The organism is Saccharomonospora sp. NPDC046836 (assembly GCF_040645195.1).
Lineage (GTDB): Bacteria > Actinomycetota > Actinomycetes > Mycobacteriales > Pseudonocardiaceae > Prauserella_A.
Genome location: NZ_JBEYXW010000003.1, coordinates 194889 through 211646 on the forward strand (window position 1 = coordinate 194889; position 16758 = coordinate 211646).

Sequence of the window (16758 nt, forward strand, 5' to 3'; positions counted from 1 at the left end):
TTAATCACCCTTTAAGCTCGAGCTCTCATCTTCGTTTTCAGCGGACGACCCGGACGACAGCTGAACCAGAGCTTCTAGATCGTCCCAGTCCCAGCGCTTCGGCAACCGGGCGTAATCCAACCCAAAGTCGGCGAACAAAAGTTCCGGTGTACGGCCACCGGCAGTGGCTGGGGGCTCGCTCAGCGACGCGATCAGCACGTCGGCGGTCAGCGGTGAGTACCAGCCGACGATCTTCGTGAACTTCAGGAAACGGATCGACAGTTCGTTGAAAGCACGGTCGGCGTGTTCAGCCCAGTACTGGCCCAGTTGCAGCCAGCTCGGAGAGGCCAGGGCCCCTTCGTAGGCGTACCGGTACAGCAGCTGCTCCCAGGTGAGAAAGTTCCTTCGGCGGTACCACTGCTCACTCAGCACGCCACCAGTCAGTGACGCGGCCTCACTGGCCGCCTGCACGCCCATGGTGCCCCAGGTAAGTGTGCCCTCAGCGGCACCGGTAGTCCCGCGATAGACGAGGTTGGAAACATTTCCGGTACCGACCCTCTGCCGAACCAGATCGGACAACCCAGGAATACCGGTAGGGCCATGGTGGAACCTCGGCACCAAGGCCCCGCCAACCTCACGAGCGACAGCCCTCCCATTATTGCCAACCGCGATGACATGAGAGTCGCCGGCGTTGGGCATGACGATGGTCTCCTTCATCCCCGGAAGCCAGATGTCAGGGTAGCGAAGGATCTCCTCCCGCGGGTGTCGGCCTGTAGCCCACTCGTTCACACGGGCGAATCCCGGCGTCGCCGCTTTACGGGTGCGGAGCAGATGCTCACCCCGACCTGTGTTGTCGACGTCGTGCAACAGTGGGTAGGCTTTCTTGAAATTACCACTGCGCACCATATCTGTGAAATCGCCGGGCCCTCGATTTGACTCCGGAAGCGGAGCACCCATTTCGGCCAGCAACTGTTGGAGCTCGGTTCGGTACCGACGATCAGCGGAGTACTGCTTAATCAGTTCGCGAAGAATCTTTTCGGTTTCATAATATTCCGAAGTACCCTCGGTCATCAAGTCTTCCAGTGCCCGCGCGGTCATGGCTGGATCTCGCAGTGCCTTACCAAAAGCGTTCGCCGCACGCTCCCTGAATGAGATCCAAGTCGAGGTGGACATAATCTTCTCGCCAACGGATCGCACCATCGACACCATATCCTGGGCGACAGGCGTATAGTCCGATTCGGGCGGTTTCTGCGCCGCTTCGCCTTGCACTGCTTCAGCTTCTGCAGCGTCAGCCGGCTCGCGGGCGAGTTGCATACCGACCGCCACGTTAAGCCCACCGTTGCTGATTGCCTGGTAAGCGCCCCACCGTGCGAGTACGCGTTTCCCGAGGATGTGCTGGGTAATCTCTCGGGTTATCAAATCATCCGCGTGACGGTTGATCCACAAGCGCAGCTTCGCGATTGTCAGCCGATCGTCACCTTCGACCGAGTTAGCGGGAAGCGTGTAGCTGAATTTGCGGAGATCCTTCGTTATACCAGTTCGAACGAGGACTGGCACCGAATCGTCCGGCAGATCAGCGTGCTTTACTTCTATTTCGATAGAAGCAAGTTTGGGTTTCCTGGCCCGCCGATGAGGACGAACCACGACCGTATACATCCGCTTACCATTGGGGTCGCTCTCGGACTTCTTCACATCGACCCGCGCCCAAGCGACCTCGCGTCGTCGTGCGATCCGCTCGCACAGCATGTCGGCGGAAAGCTTCTCCAACTCATCGATATTGTCAGGCACCAACTCAAGACGACTATGGGTACGTAGTGCGATCTCACGGTGGCGTCGTTGGATTTGGTCGCGGAGGAAGGAGCCCTTCGCCCTGGGCACCTGCACAAGATCAGTCGTCTTCTTGGCGATCTCCAGCTTGTCGCCGGTTCCGCGCAACTGGCGGTTCCCGAGCCGATCTTCAACGCGGGCGAGCGCCTCCGCACTGGCTATCGCGTACAGCTTGCCCGCCAACAAGTGATCATAAGCGATACCAGCTGCCCGCTCTCCACCGCTGCCCAGTAGCATCGGCGCGATCATGGCGGGGGAGCCAGCGGGCAGCAACCCGAAGACGATCCCCGCGCCGGCCTCGAACAGATACATCGAGTTTGCTTTAACTTTCGACCAAATGCTGGGTTGAACCAATAGGGTTGTGCCTTTTTCAATCACGTCCATCATTTTCTCGGCGATCACATCGCGAACCGCTGACTCGCCCTGCTCATAGTCGTTGGGCGAGACGGGGATCCAGTACCGCAACTCACCGGGCTTGAGATTTCCTCCCCGGAAGCTCAGGAACGTATGCGGCGTCCACCCGAACAGGGTCGGCACCAGCAGAGATTCTCCGTCATCGCGCTGGATCAGGAACGAGCCGAATTCGTCAACCTGCTTACCCTTGGCGTCCTGCTCAGCTACGCCGGGTTCCTGCCAACTGATCTTAGTAATGTTACGCAGGGTTGAAAAGAGAGCGGGCTGCAGGTATTTTGCCGGGAACGTGTAGTCGGCGGGGAGTTCGTCAAGGATTGCTGCTCCGAGTTCGTCGATCCTCGTCTCGTCCAGCTTACGCAGATGCTCCACGAACTTGTTGAGCTGTTCAGCAAGGTCGCGACCGTTTTCAATGCACCATTGTCTGAACTCGTCCCGTTGCTCGGCAGTCAACTCCACCAGCGACTCAAACGGCTTCGTCTGCGGCACGACGACATCGAACGCCGCCGCCGAGGTCGACATTGCTGTGCCGATGTCATGCGCCGCTTGGGTGAGCCGACCGATGTCAGCTCCACCTCGGCTGCCAATAATTTGTCTTTGGAACTGGCGATTCTCATCAATTGCCTCGAGGTAGGACTGGTTGCCGGCATAGTTGAATCGGGTGCCGACGGTGGCCATCCAAATTCCAGAAGCGGTTCGCCCGAGGAGATAAACCCCCGGAACACCAAAGAGCGGACCGGTTATCGCGGAGCCGGCCAGGACTCCGAGAAGACCGCCTGCGATCTTGATCCCGGTCCCTGCGGCCTGCACACCGAAACTCGCCTGCTGCGGCACGTACTGCTCGAAACCTCGGGCGATTCGCTCCTCCAGGGCCGCCGCGCGGTCCTCTGGCGAGGCGTCTTCGGCCAGATCTACGAGGAGCAGGGTGTTCTCTCCCCAGCCATCGACCAGCTCTTCGTCCTTGAGCTTTCCGCGCGGTCGCGCCGCATCGCCTCCACGTTCCGACGTCGTGGAGAGCCCGAGTGCGTAGCCCGCGCGCGACACGCGCAACCACCGCCACTTGCTTGTGCCCGAGCGGGACTTGGCGAAGAGGACTGGGTTATCCAGCGATATCTCAGGTTCGGCGGCGGTCGTCTCGTCCGGATAGGAGTACGTCTCGACGTCCTCACCGAGACTCTCGATCGGAAGCCGCGTTGTCTGCCGGATCTCGACCTTACTGACCCTGCTGGGCTTCTCCTTGGTGCCGTAGCTGTCTTCGACTGGCCGCCCAGTCCATGGCTTACCGCTGAGCGACCGAATCTGCATCAGAGCCTCGGCCAAGGCGGGATTGAAATGTTCGGACGGCTTCCGGAGCTCGGCGAGGAACCGCAGGAGCCCGATCGTGCGAACTCGGTCCTCGTGAGTGGCGACCCAGTGGCGGAGCTGAGGATGGTTGAACACCAGCTCTTCGAGCCGCACAAAGAGCGTGTCGCTACCCTCATAGGCTTTGTTGAAGCGCCGGAACAAGTACCGCAACAGCCGCTTGACTCGTTCGTGCTCAGCCGCCTTCTCCCGATCGGCGCGCGGGACGGTCGTGTCCAAGAGCAGGTGCGTGAAGTCCACGAGCAGACGCTCGAAGTCCCCGGCACGATCACCTTCGTGCCCCGCCGCCTTGAGGTCCCCCGACAGCGTCTGGAGGTCGACCACCAATCGGAGGAGATGGTCGGCCAGCGCCACATCGCGTCTCGCGTACTTTTGCATCGGCGGCCGGAGCACGCCGGGGTTCGGCACGGCACGGAGGCGGCGAGGCCGGTCGGCTCGCGGGTCGATCATCTCCTCCGGAGCTCCGACGAGCGGGAATCGATCATGGACCGCCTGCAGAGCGTCGGCAACGGCTTCAAGCCGGGCCAGCATCGGCGGCAGCTCTTCGTTCAGCTGGTCGATCTCGGCGATCGTGGACGCCTGGCGTTGGCGAGCCGTCGCGTGCCTCGCTGCGACGCTCTCGAGGGTGATCTGTTCACCGTCGAGCTCAAACTGCTCATCACCCGCTTTCGCGACACGTTTTGCCAGCTCCCACAAGGATTCCATTTCGGCCCATGCTTCGTCACCCGTGAAGAACAGCTCAAACCGCCTGTCAGCCCAGTCCAGCACGGCGTCAAGCGCCTCGGACAACCGCTGAGAGTCCGCGGCCAAGGCCGCATGAGGCTCGGCCAGTCCGAACTTGACCGGCCTCGTCAGCAACTCACGGACCGTCGCGGCAAGCTCGCCGGCAGTGGCGCTGATCGACTCGAACAGTCCATGTGGCTCGCTAAGCACCAATGGCCAGGTGTCATCGCCGTCAGCGGAATTCCACGCCGCAATGAGCCCGTCGATGTTCGTGATCAGCTGACGTAGCCCCAGCAGCACCACGCGATCAGCCTCGAACTCGGTAGGAGAAGCCACGGTTTCGGCTGTGAGCTCCACGGTCATGTCGCGGTCAGCGAATCCAACGGTGACCTTCGCGTCCGGCTGTTGGCCTAGCCACCAGGCCGCGAAGTCGATGCCAAGCGCATTCACCATGGCTGCGACTCGTTCGGCTAGACCGTCCGGCTCCCGACCAGAGAACACCTCGCCGGTAGGCAGTCCATGGAAGACTCGATCCATCAGAACACGGGCCTCGAGGCGGAGCCGCATCTGCTGCGAATCGGGCAACCGGGTGAGGTCGTCGAGCATTTGGTCCACGACCTCTGGGTGAAGAGGCCTAGGCAGAAGGCTCTCGGGAAGCTCGACCGGCCAGACATGCACGATATCGCGCAGGTAAGCCGATTCGTCATAATCGAAGGTCCGCCAGTGATCAATGTTGAGACCGTCGTGAAGGTGGGCGAGCACGGCCGCCACCTGACTCAACCGGGCCAGTTCCTCTGGTGTGGGATCGAGCGCAATTCCGACTCGGCTGAGAAACTCGACAAACCGTTCCACCTCGCCCCGGCTGGCTATATCAAATTGGGTGATCCCCAACGCCGTGACCACGGCGTGCAGCGATTCCGGTGGCGTCCACAGAGCTGGCTTCTCACGAATCTTGGTTCCGGTGATGACCACGTCGGCGCCGTCGACAGTCACCGTCGGCTCGTCACCGTCCACAGCGACTACCCCATGTGCGGCCAGGGTCGCGGCGGTCTCGGCGCCGTCGATGTCATCGCTGGTCTGGATCCGCAGACGTCCGTTGGCCGGCATCGCATCGGCGAGTTCTGCGATGTCGAGGCTCCCGTGTGTGTTCCACTCGACGTCCGCGGTGAACGGGTTCGCGAGCCGGCCCGGGCCGAACCTCGTTGTCCCATACGATGCGCTGACCCGGTAGTCCCCGTTCGGCAGCTGTTGGTACTCGACCCCGGTCAGGCCGAGGTCGGCCAGCGATTTCACGATGTCGGCGAACTCGCCGTCGAACTCCGTTCCGCTGACTATCGACAGTGCGTTGCCTTCCGCCCAAATCGTACGAGAAGTGTTTGCGATGACTTGGACGATCGTCGCGAGTTGTCGCGCTTCGTCGGCGCCACCCCCGGCTTCTGCCGCATGTGTGCGGATCACGAACCGTGGCGATTCGGCTGTCGTATCGACACTGACGTCCTGGCCGAACGCCTGGAGCATTCGATCGCCAATCGACTCGGCCACTTCGAGCTGATCCTGCGGGTCCAACTCGACGACGATCTCGCCGTCCAGCCTTCGTATCCTCACCCAAGCATCGGTTTCCTGGAGGGCCGCTGCGGCTTCGGCCGCGTCTCGCTGGAGATCTGCCAAAGCTTCCGGAGCCGCGTGCTCCAGCAAGCGATGCGCCATCATCGCGAAGGAAAGCGAGAACGTCCCACGCTCATCAGCAACGCCCGAAACACGCACCACGATCGTGCGGTCCGGAAGAACCAGAACCTCGGGCGGCTCGACGACCGTGCGGTCGGGATGTGGCAGGGTCAGCACGCGCACCTGGTCACCATTGGCCAGGCGCATGTCCCACACACCGTCCGCGATTCGGGTCGTCACACCAGGCCGCCGGGTGAAGCCCTGGTCCATCGCGGCGTTCAGCGCGACCATGGCGCCGTCGATGTCCACTGGCTGGACCAGGTGCTCCGTCGGCAGGTCGAACGGAACGTCCAACCGTGCGTATCCGATGGCGTCAGGGTCCAGGCCGTGCGGAACCGCCGAATCGGTCGCGGGGAATGGCGCCGACGGCGCAGCCGGGTCGCCAGTCACCCTGGGCGGGTCCGCTGGGCCCGGCGGCGCAGCCGCGTCGCCGGTCACCCTGGGCGGGTCCGCTGGGCCCGGCGGGTAGGAAGGCGGCGGGGGATACGACGGGGGCGGGGGTGCGTCCATCCGCGCACGGAACTCGCCGCCGAGCAGGTTCGGATCCGCGGCCAGATGAGTCCAACGCTCGTCCGCTGCGAGCAAGCCGAACCGTAGCGCCCAATCCGTCGCGATTGCCCTCAGGGTCTCCAGTTCGGTGACCGACGGCTCGGTCGGTACACCGGCGCGACGCAACATCTCGGTGAAGACCAGTTCGTCTGGAGCGCCAAACCACCTGCGCGCAGCCGCGACAGTCAGTTCTGGGGCCGGCGGGACTTCTCCTCCCCTCGCCGCTCGCTGGACTTTCAGGGCGACGCGGACCCGGGCGTCGTCTTGCGGCGGTTCGGCCGGCGGGTTGCTCCACGAATGACCGGTCCAACGCTCGTACGGCTCATGAAGTGACTCCACTCCGTGCTCGATCGCGATGGTGAACGCGGTGTCGAGTTCGGAGCCGAACCGCTGATACAGCTCACGCAGCAGCGCATGCGGGTCCGCATCCCCTTGGTAACCGAGGAATCGATTAACACTGTCGGGATTGGACAGCATGTCCCACAGGGCGCGACGGAACCCGGCCTCATCGATTTCGACGGTCCCGTCGTCGGGTGAGTCCGAGCCAGGCGTCTCAGGAGCCGCGGCCTTCTCACCGGTCTCCGTCGGCGCGGTGGGCGAGACGGCCTCGACGACAATCTCGGTGTCATGGGACCGGGACCGCTCGGCCCAACTGTGCAGGCGACCGTCAACGAGGTCGAGATCGTCCTGCGATATCAGGCTGTCGGCAGTGGCCTGACGTCGCACCCGGATGCTGTTGTCGGAGCGGCGGAACTCAATGCGCAACACCGGTTGGTCATGGCCGGCCAACAGCACCTCAACCGCGGCGAAGTGCCCATCGCCGTTTTGGCCCACCGAAGCGATTGCGCGACTCACCGGCGCGCCATTGAGAACGAGACCGCGCAGCGTCCTGAACACGGCTCCAGCCATGCGTGATTCATCGCTCGGCAGCCATTGCTGCTGTAGCTTCGGCATCAACAGGCCGAGCGGTTTCACGTGATCGGGCGGGAAGGTGCCGTAGTCCCGGTCGCGAACCTCGCCGCCATCGGAGTCGTCGTCCGAGTACCGGGCTATTTCCCCGCTGCGTCGCACCCGCCGGCGCGTTTCCTGGGGGTTCATGGATTCCAAGGCAGCTATTTCGCGCAGCATTGTCCGAGCGCGGCGGGACAACGTGCGCCCGAGGAAATTCCTCCAGTCGCCGTCGTCCGACATGGCGACCGGCGCGAAGATATTCCCCCAGTCTTCCGGCATGATGGCCAGCAGCCGGAGCTGGTCGGCCACCTGTAGGGCATTTCTTCGCAACCCGGGTGCTCGTTCGGACCACAACACAGGGTTGGTCCGTGCCATACCCTCCAGCACTTCCCTTTGCGCCGCGATGATCTCGATTTCCATCAGCATGCCGCTGACAATGGCGTCGACCCCGGCGTGCCGGCTACCGGAGAGGCCAAATCGCACCTTCCCGACCGCGCGGCCGATACCGCGCACCACGAGGTCGAAGTCGTCGGGAACCTGGACTAGGACGTGATTGTCGGGCGTCAACCGGCCGATGGACACGCTGCGCGCGCCACGCCGAATCTGGAGATCGACGACGAAACGGTCCTTCGTTCCGAGGGAAGGCTTCCTCACAGGGAAAGCGACAGACAACTCCCCGGCATCGAGCGTGCCGCCCAGCAGCTCCACTACCTTGGTGAGCTCCTCGATTTCCGCCGCACCCAGCTCGAAGGGCTCCGGTTGGAGCGGGGTGGCCCGCGCTCCCAGTGCTGCCAGTTCCCGGCCCGGAGTCGTTCGGTGCCACCCGGGGTCTGCGAGGTCGGAATGAATGAGATCGCCATCGATCCGGTGCAGGAACTCATCCACGGCCAGGATTGTGCCTTCGTCCAACCACACCTTTAGTTCGCCCTCGCGGACCAATGGAATGGCGGCGACCCTGCGGCTGCCCGTGGGGAAGGCCAGTCGTGTGATCACCCACAATCCGTGGTTCGCCAGACGGCGCAGCAGTTCCCCGGCAGCCCGCTGGCCGCGGGGCGACCAGCTCGCCGGTGTCAGCGTGACCGGCAACCCGTAAATCCGCACCACGATGCTCGCGACTTCCACATCGGAAAGGGCATCCAAGTACGAGTACCCCGTCCGGCCTGCTTGCTCCGCGTCCTTGCGCCAGTGCCGCCTCCGGATCTCGTCGAATACCCCGGCCAGGATCTTCTCCCAATAGTGAAGATCGTCGGTCCGGTCGCGGCCAGGGACGTCGATGGCCTTGGATCGCGGCAGGTCGCTCGTGGTCAGGATCCGCCGGCGCGCCGTTGGCAGCCACCGGCCCCCGTCCCGGACGGCGCCATAGAGCTCGGTCCAGCGATAGTGCCGGCCGTCGTCGGTGTGGCCATGGCCGATCCAGGGCAGCTGCTGCGGCCGGGTCGACAGCAGCACTCCTAGGAAGCGCTCTACCTCCGCACGAGCCGACTCCAGCTGCTCCGGCCGCTCGATGTCATCCCCGGTGAGCAGCACACCATAAGCGGTCATGGTCCGCCACAACCCCGGCGCCCGCTCGGCGAGCTCCTGGAGATCAGCCCTGTCCGCCGGCCCCAACTGGTCTGGCCAGACCGCCCGTGGCTCCTGCGGATCGGTGAGCCGCCGCATCACCTCACCCCAGGGCAACGGTTCCCATTGGACGAGTTGCCGGGTGATCTGGGAGACGACCCGTGAGACATCCTGGTCGGGCTCCACCGTGATGAGTACACCGCTGATCGTTCCGTCGGCGGTTTCCTTGGTGGCCACGCCATGCGCGTCGACCACCAGGTCATGTCCACGTCGCTCGACCAGATACGCACGAGAACCCACGTGCAGCAGCAGGCCGCCCGGCCGGCCGGTGACCTTCACTACGTGGAACGCACCGTCCAGCGCCAACACCGCACGATCCTCAATGGACACCCCCGGAGCCGGCTGGTGATAGGGCTCTGGGAACTTGACCGTGTTACGCGGCGCCAAGTGTGCGAGGAACCGCGCCCGCGGCCCCAGTAGCTCCCGCAGCCGCGCGGAACCACCGTCGAGCAGCTCTCCCCAGACCGACCCCGGCAGGGTTTGGGCGAGCGTGGTCGCGAGGGCCATGGCGCGATAGGACAGGGAATCCCGTACTTCGCTGCGTCGCGCGGCTTCGTGCTGTCGGGCCAGAACCTCCAGCACCACCTGGCCCGCGCGATGCGCATCGTCCAGCCCGAGCCATTTGTTATTGCGATCTGCCCTGACGAAGGTGGTCAGCAGGAACGCGGCTTGCCGAACCTGCTCGTCGGCAGGCAGCGCGCTGTCGACCCGAACGTATAATTCGCCGTCCTCAATGGACACACCCACCTGCTCGGCAGGCACGTGCGCAGTCCGCACCCAGTGCCCCCAGGGACCACCGAGCCAGTAGCCATTCCCGCGGCGCCCCCGCGGCAGGTAGTGATCATCCAGCCAGGGAACAACTTCCACCAGCTGGGTGAGAATCACATCGGAGCCCGTCTCGTCGCGGGCCACCTCGGCGACCGGGTCGACCTCGCCACGTACGGCCGACGGCAGAGCCGGCTGGTCAGTTGCGCCAGGTCGGTGCCGGTCGAGAATCCTCAACAGCGCACCGGGCACCAGAAGCATCCGCGTGCCATCGGCATCGACGGGGAGGAAGTCATCGTCCGTACGCCTCCGTCCGGCACCCGTGCCGCCCACCAGCTGCGCCGACGCCGCAGCTGCCCGATAGCGAGCGAGCCGCTCCTCGGTAGTCCTGTGCGCGGATTTGGCCGGCTGGTTCGGTAACCGCACCACCGCAAGGCTGGAATCGAGATGCACTAGTGCCTCGACGTCAACCGCCCGTGACGTCGAATACGCCCAGTGGGCAGGCAACGCCGGGTTCTTCAGCACGAGGGCGCCTTCGGCAGGCGAGTCGCTCGCCGGTACCGGCAGAAGGTCGTCCTTTAGGACAAAGTGGACGATGGGACCGTCAATGGAGTCCAGGAACTTCTTGAGGGAGAACACGTGCGTGTAGCCCTCCCCGGTGGTCCTCCGATAGCGGCCCATCACCTCCCGCGGGACAAACCGCATGTTCAACCGCGGTGTACCGTCGCCGCCAATTTCCGCAATAGCTATGTAGTAGGCCTCCGAAAGCTCGCGGAATCGGAAGAACACGAGCTCGCCCCCCTCGGCGAGCTGTTTCAGCATCGCCTCCATCTGAGAGCCACCGGTCACGGTCGCCGAGTTGCCCCACAGGTGCGTCAGAATCTCAGCGAGCTCGATCGGCGGTATCTCACCGACGAGGCGCTCGTATCCCCGGCGTTCGGCATCGTCGGCGACGGCACTTCGCTCACGGCTCCAAATCTGGTCCAGCGCGGCGATCGCCGCTTCGAACCACCGGAACGTGTCGGCGTTCCCATCTGGGTCGTAGCCGATGTCCGGCAGCTGATTCGGCAGCGCCAGCCGGAGCATTTCGCCATTGGGCCGCGCGGTTCGCCCGTCCGGGGAAATCTCCGTCCCGAACAACGTGACCAGCGAGAACCCCGACGGATGAGCATCCACGGCAATTTCGCGGTGATCCGGCGGCGTGAAGTACTTGAGCGCCTTGGCCACGCTGGCCATGGTTTGGCTAACCATGGCGTCCACTTCCGGGTCGCCCTCGTACCAGCGATCCTCCGAGAGCTGGTGCGGTTCGGTGGTGCCGGGCGGCTCCGGGAGCGCCTGGTCCTGATCGCCCGGGTACTCCAACCCCGCTGGCAAGGCCGGGCGCGACACCACGATGTATGGGCTCTGCGGCGACCGGGGGTCGTTCGGGCTGACATGGACGACGAGCACCTCAGGCAGCGCACGGTGCACGAGCACCATGTCACCGTGAGGATCGTAGTAGAACCGGTACTCCGGATCGTCCAGCAACTCCAGCAGGTCGGGACGGTCGTGGTAGCGACGACGGAACTCGGCCGCGGCCAGCTCCCGATCACGTTCCAGCCGCTCATACGGGTAGAGGTCAAGTCCGATGCCGATGGGTTCACCCTTGATAGGCACCGAGGACACACCAGCGGGTTGGAGCGGCCGCAGGTCGACCTTGCCGTCGAACGGGATTCCGTGGCGACGTACCGGTGCCGCGACCCGCAGGGTCTGCTGTTCCAACCAGGACAGTTCATGTTCAGTCAGGAACAGTCGGGTGCGCGAGGGCGGGAACCGGCCCACATCCGGCACGAGATCATCGTCGACGTCCAGCTCGACGAGGACCGAGTCCATACCGAGCGACCCGAGCCAGTTCGCCAGCCACGCATGTAGCGCTTCGATGAGATCGCCCGCACCGGACAGCCCTGGCGCCGTGTACCGGACGTCGACGAGGCCGTGCCTCACCCGAGCAACCCGCAGCTCCAACCGGCCCCAGCCGACCAACTCCAAGTCGAAGTGCATTGCCGGCTGCGCCGAATCCGGTGTGCCCGGTTCAGGCGTGCAGCGGACCCCGCGAATCCGGACCGACTCCCCGTTGTACGTGAATCCCTTGACAGCCGCGGCGAAGGCGGTCGCGGCAGCGGATGAGCCGGTTGTCGGCCATTGTCCATGCTCCGGAAACAGGCCAAGCGGCAGCGGCAGGTCCCTCGAGGGCAGCACCGCATCGAAAACGAGCCGGTCCGCTTCTTCAACTGGCGGCGGGACGACCAGGGCACGGCGTAGCAGCGCGTTCCGGATCTCCCTGCTGTTGGCCCCCGACCCGGTCTCGATCCGCAGCAGGGTCTCTGCCGGCAACACGAGTCCCGGCAGCACATCCCGAGCCATGCCGAAGTGCCAGGTTTCCAAACGCACCGTCGTCGGCGCCGTGGTGCCCGGGTCAGCTTTTCGGACGGATACCAGGATCTCATCCGGCTCCGCACGCAGCACGATCTCGCGTGCGCCAGCAGCCACCAGGGCATTGAAGGCAGCCATCACGTCTGTCACGTTCGGTACCAGTGCGAACCGCAGCGAACCACCGGGCGGCAACTCGGCCAGGCTCGGCCCGAGCTGCCCGAAGTGGGTGGTCAGCGGATATTCGACGCCATCCCGATGCGCGGCGGTCTCGCGCGGCGAGCGGGCGACGAGCACGTCCCGGCCCTGGCGCTGCTCGACGTGCACCTCGTCGAACCACTTGGCGAACGCAGCCTGCACGTGGTCTCGCCGGTCGTAGACCAACACCTCGCCACCAGGGGCGAGGGCGGCACCCGTCCGGCGGGCGACCACGGTCCAGCTGCCGGTGTACTGGTCCGGTTCGAGGGAGTCACGCTGCTCGCTTCGCCCGACCAAATGAATCCGGTCGTACCTTCCTTGCTGATCGGCGCGGGGGATCCAAACACCCCGCTCCCAAGTGGAGACGAAATTGTCCGATGTAGACGCCAGCGGTGACGCCTCGTCCTTCACCTCCGGCTTGCGACGGGGGCGACCCCAGCTCCACAGCCCCTTCGGGGATATGTGCGATTCAGGACTAGGTCGCCGGCTGGCTCGCTGTGGTCGTTCCCCGTCAAGGTCGCCGGGGTTGAACCCCACGTCCGGGCCAAGGCCAAGATGCATCTCGGACGCTGGTGCCGCTGGCGGGGTCGGCTTGGTGGCAAGCGGATTCGGTGCGGGCAGCCGGGTGGTGGGGATCGACGTAACGTCGTCCGCGCCGGCCTTCGCCTCGTTCCCGGGCTTGCCCTGAGCGTCGTCGTTGGTTGCCACCGGTTCGGTGAGATGTACCAGGTCGCCGGTCATCACGGCGGCCAGCGCGCGCACATCGGTGATCCTTCGCGGGGCCCGGTCTTCCGGCCGCCCGGCCGGCACCGGGAACACGGTGACCGCCAGCTCGCCGTCCACAAGCGACGAAATCAGGCCGATCCATTCGCCCGGTACCTGCAACCACACTGGGACACCGGCCCACTCACGCAGGAACCGCTCTAGCCTGGCCGTACGCTGTTCCACATCGGCCAGCGACCCCATGGGGAAGGTCGTCACCACCGGCCGTGCCCCCCACGCGTGAACCAGGAGCTCGGCCATCCCCCGCGCGTCCAGTTGCTGTCCCGGCCGGATGCCAAAGGTTCTCAGCGCCTCGGTCATGGCATGCTCGGCACGCCCCGTGCCGTGGTCAGCCGCCGGAACGTCGATCCGCACGAGGAGCGGAATCCGTTGCCCGGGCGCCAGTTTCCCGTCCTCGAGCTCGAACGCGATGACGAGGAACTCCTGCGTCCCAATTCGCTGATCGTTGCCGGAAACCATCAGCTCGGCACCGGCGGCGGCCATCGTCCGGTACGCCTGGAAGTGGCCGCCGGAAACCTTGTCGTCCGGGCGCATCGTCTCGGCGTCCTGCGTCGGGATCGGCAACGCCGGTGGTACGGCCGGGGCATCATCCGCCGGTACCCCCACGTCCGCGGTCAGCGGATGATCCGGCAGCCGTTCGGCCAGTGTTCGGCGCAGGTCGCGGTTCAGGTGCCGGTGGGTGAACTCACGCATGACGGGACGCTGGCGTAGTGCGTCGACGATCTCGTCGGCGACCGCGAGCAGCGACAGGTCTCCCTGGCCCGCGGCCAGATACAGCATGCCGACAAATCCGGCCAGATGCTCGGCAGGCGCGTCCCTCAGGTTGACGCGCAGCACGCTGTCGAGCTCACCCCGGTGAGTCCGCTCACCCGGCTGGAGTTTGAAGAACACCCACCGGCCGATGTTGTAGGCCATGTCGAGCGCGACTTCGTCCTGGTCGCGGTTGTCGGCGGGACGCATGAGCACGTCCACGCTGTGCCGCTCGGCCCGTGCCGAGGGCCGGCGGTCCAACCCGTGTAGCGGCGACCGATCCGTCCACCGCGTACCGGACAGTGAATCGGCGTCCGTGGGAACGAAGTAGAGGGTCTTACCGGTCGCGGGCACGAAGATGGTGGTATACGCGTTCTCTCCGTTCACATAGCCGTCGTGGACGACCGGCTCGTTGCTCCAGCGGAGCGAGACCCCCGGCAGGCGGCCATCCAGCTGCCACAACGCACGGGCCTCGCGCGACATTCCGGCGACATCTCGGTACGTAACCTGAGTAGGGGTCGCGGGACGAGCGGGCGGGAGTTCCTTACCAACAAGCAAGTCCCGAGCCTGCGGGGTAAGCGCTACGGCGAACAGTTCGTCGCGGTACCGAGGGGGAACGGCGTCGTAAGCGTCAGCGGCGAGTTGGAGGAAGTCCTCGAGTTGCTTCGCCCGCGTACCCGGGTCGGTGAGATCGGCCAGTCGTCCGGCTCGCGCGTTCAGCACAGCGAACTGCCCCAGCACGTGGCCACCGACGGCCGCGGGTGTCTCACCGACCGTCGGATGTCCGCTGTGGACCTGCGATGCGACGACGTGGTAGACGAGCTCATAGCCCATGTCGTCCGGCGGCTGCTGGAAATCGAGCTCGATCATCGGCGAACGCCGCTCGATCCGGCTTCGGCTCGGGCGCTCAGGTTTGTAAGCCGAAGTGACTTTGAACGACTGTCCCAGATATTTGAATTCAAAATAGCGGCTATCGCTACCGCGAAGATCCTGGACCGGCCCCTCAATTCCGGGCAAGAACCGCGATGCTCGGCTTATCGCGGTCCGAACTCTGTCCGCCGCCGACTGCCGTTTGGGCGGCTGGTCATGATAGACCGCGTAAGGCCGGATCTCCTCGGTGTGCCCGAGGTTCCGCCACTCGGCCAGCAACGCGTCCGCTTCAGGCACGAGCTCGCCGGTCAGCAGCAGCCATTCTGGCCACAGCAGACGGTCCATGACCTGCCCCGCCAGCAAATGGAAGTCGCGCAGAACGCGGTGTCGCAGCACATCGGCGACATCGGGGAATGCGGCCAGCTGGGCGGCCAGCACGCGCAGCACGTACAGCTGTCTCATGGCGCGTCGGCCGACTCGGTCCAGTAACACCCGAATCGATTCGGGCAGATCCGCCGGAATGCCTTCGCCTGCGAACGCGTCGGCGAGAACGGGCGCGGTACTGACGATCCCGCTGTCCGCGACGACGAGCTGAGTGTGCGACCCGCTGGTGCGCCGTGAATAGTCTCCGGAGCCCGGCAGTGAGGATTCGAGCACGACAATCGACTGCGAGCCAGTGGTCAGCGCGAGCCTGCCTTGCACTCCCTCCGACAAGCTGTGCCTGACCTCGGTCGCGAGGCCGGGAATGACGCCAGCGAGCTGCAGCATCGCGCGTCCCGCCGTGGAGAAGGGAACACTGGACGGCGCATGGTAGAGCGTTAGGTAGATCGGATCGGGATTGTCTCCGTCGTTGGGCAGCAGGAGATCGGAGCGCCAGCCGATCGCCGCAACAGCGTCCCGCGCGGTCTCCTCGGTCCAGACACCATCGGGTGACCCGTTGTGCAGGGCACGCAGGGCTTCAGCGAGCTGGGTCCGGACCTCCGGACGAACGTACTCAAGCGCCTCCCGCCATTGTCCCGGCGTCAGACCGGAGGCGATCAGGTGTGCCAGGGACAGCAGTTCCTGGCGTAGCCGGGCGACGTTGTCCGAGCCCGTTACGGCCAACTCGAACGCGATCACTTCCAGCACGTGCAACTGGCCGGCCACGCGCCCGTTGTTTCGTTGCAGCGCCTCGGTCGTCAGCCCGGACAGGGCCGGTCGTGGCGGCGCCCCGGGCAGCCTGTCCTGTACTTGCAACGAACCAAGGCCTCGCGCGATCTGCCTGGGGAGATCACGCTCGGAGGTACCCGGCTCGACGTGGATTTTCACCTCACCGTTCGCGGTCACTTCGGTGAAGCCGCCCCCGGCACGGTCGATCCAAACTCTCGCCTCGCCATAGTAGAGGCCGGGATCGGGGTGGACCTTGTACTGCAAACCCGGCACAAGTCCCGCGATCGCGGCAAGATCGGATTCGTTCTCGGCTCGTCCGGGTTGCGCCACCCCGGGCGTCGTTGCCGGGGACCCTGGCTGGTTCCAGTTAGACGGCGCGCCCTCTCCCTCAGGACGAATATTCCAGATCGCCCCGGTCGGTACTCTCCGGCGGTTCGTCGTCCACCTGCGCCCGTCCGGATCACCACTGTCCCACCGGCCCAAGGCGTCGAGCGGCATCGGCAAACCCGCGGCTGGGTCGGGGACGCCGCCACGCCGGGATGCCGTCTTAGCCTGGTTCCGCTGCTCAACAGGCGCCGGAGCGTTCGGGTCGACCAGCACCGGAGGTACTGATCCACCGGAACGCTCCGACGGCAACTCAGGCATGTAGTGGTGGTTCCCGGTACGCAGCAACGCGATCTCGGCCAC

1 protein-coding gene (cut by a window edge) is annotated in these 16758 nt (G+C 65.0%); it reads right to left on the reverse strand.

The window, feature by feature from the left end:
• Nucleotides 1–16758, reverse strand: partial view of a hypothetical protein gene (locus ABZ863_RS06030; RefSeq protein WP_358531570.1) — the final stretch only. 47328 nt of this gene lie beyond the right edge of the window; only the last 16758 of its 64086 coding nucleotides appear in the window; the start codon falls outside the window, past its right edge; its stop codon occupies nucleotides 1–3.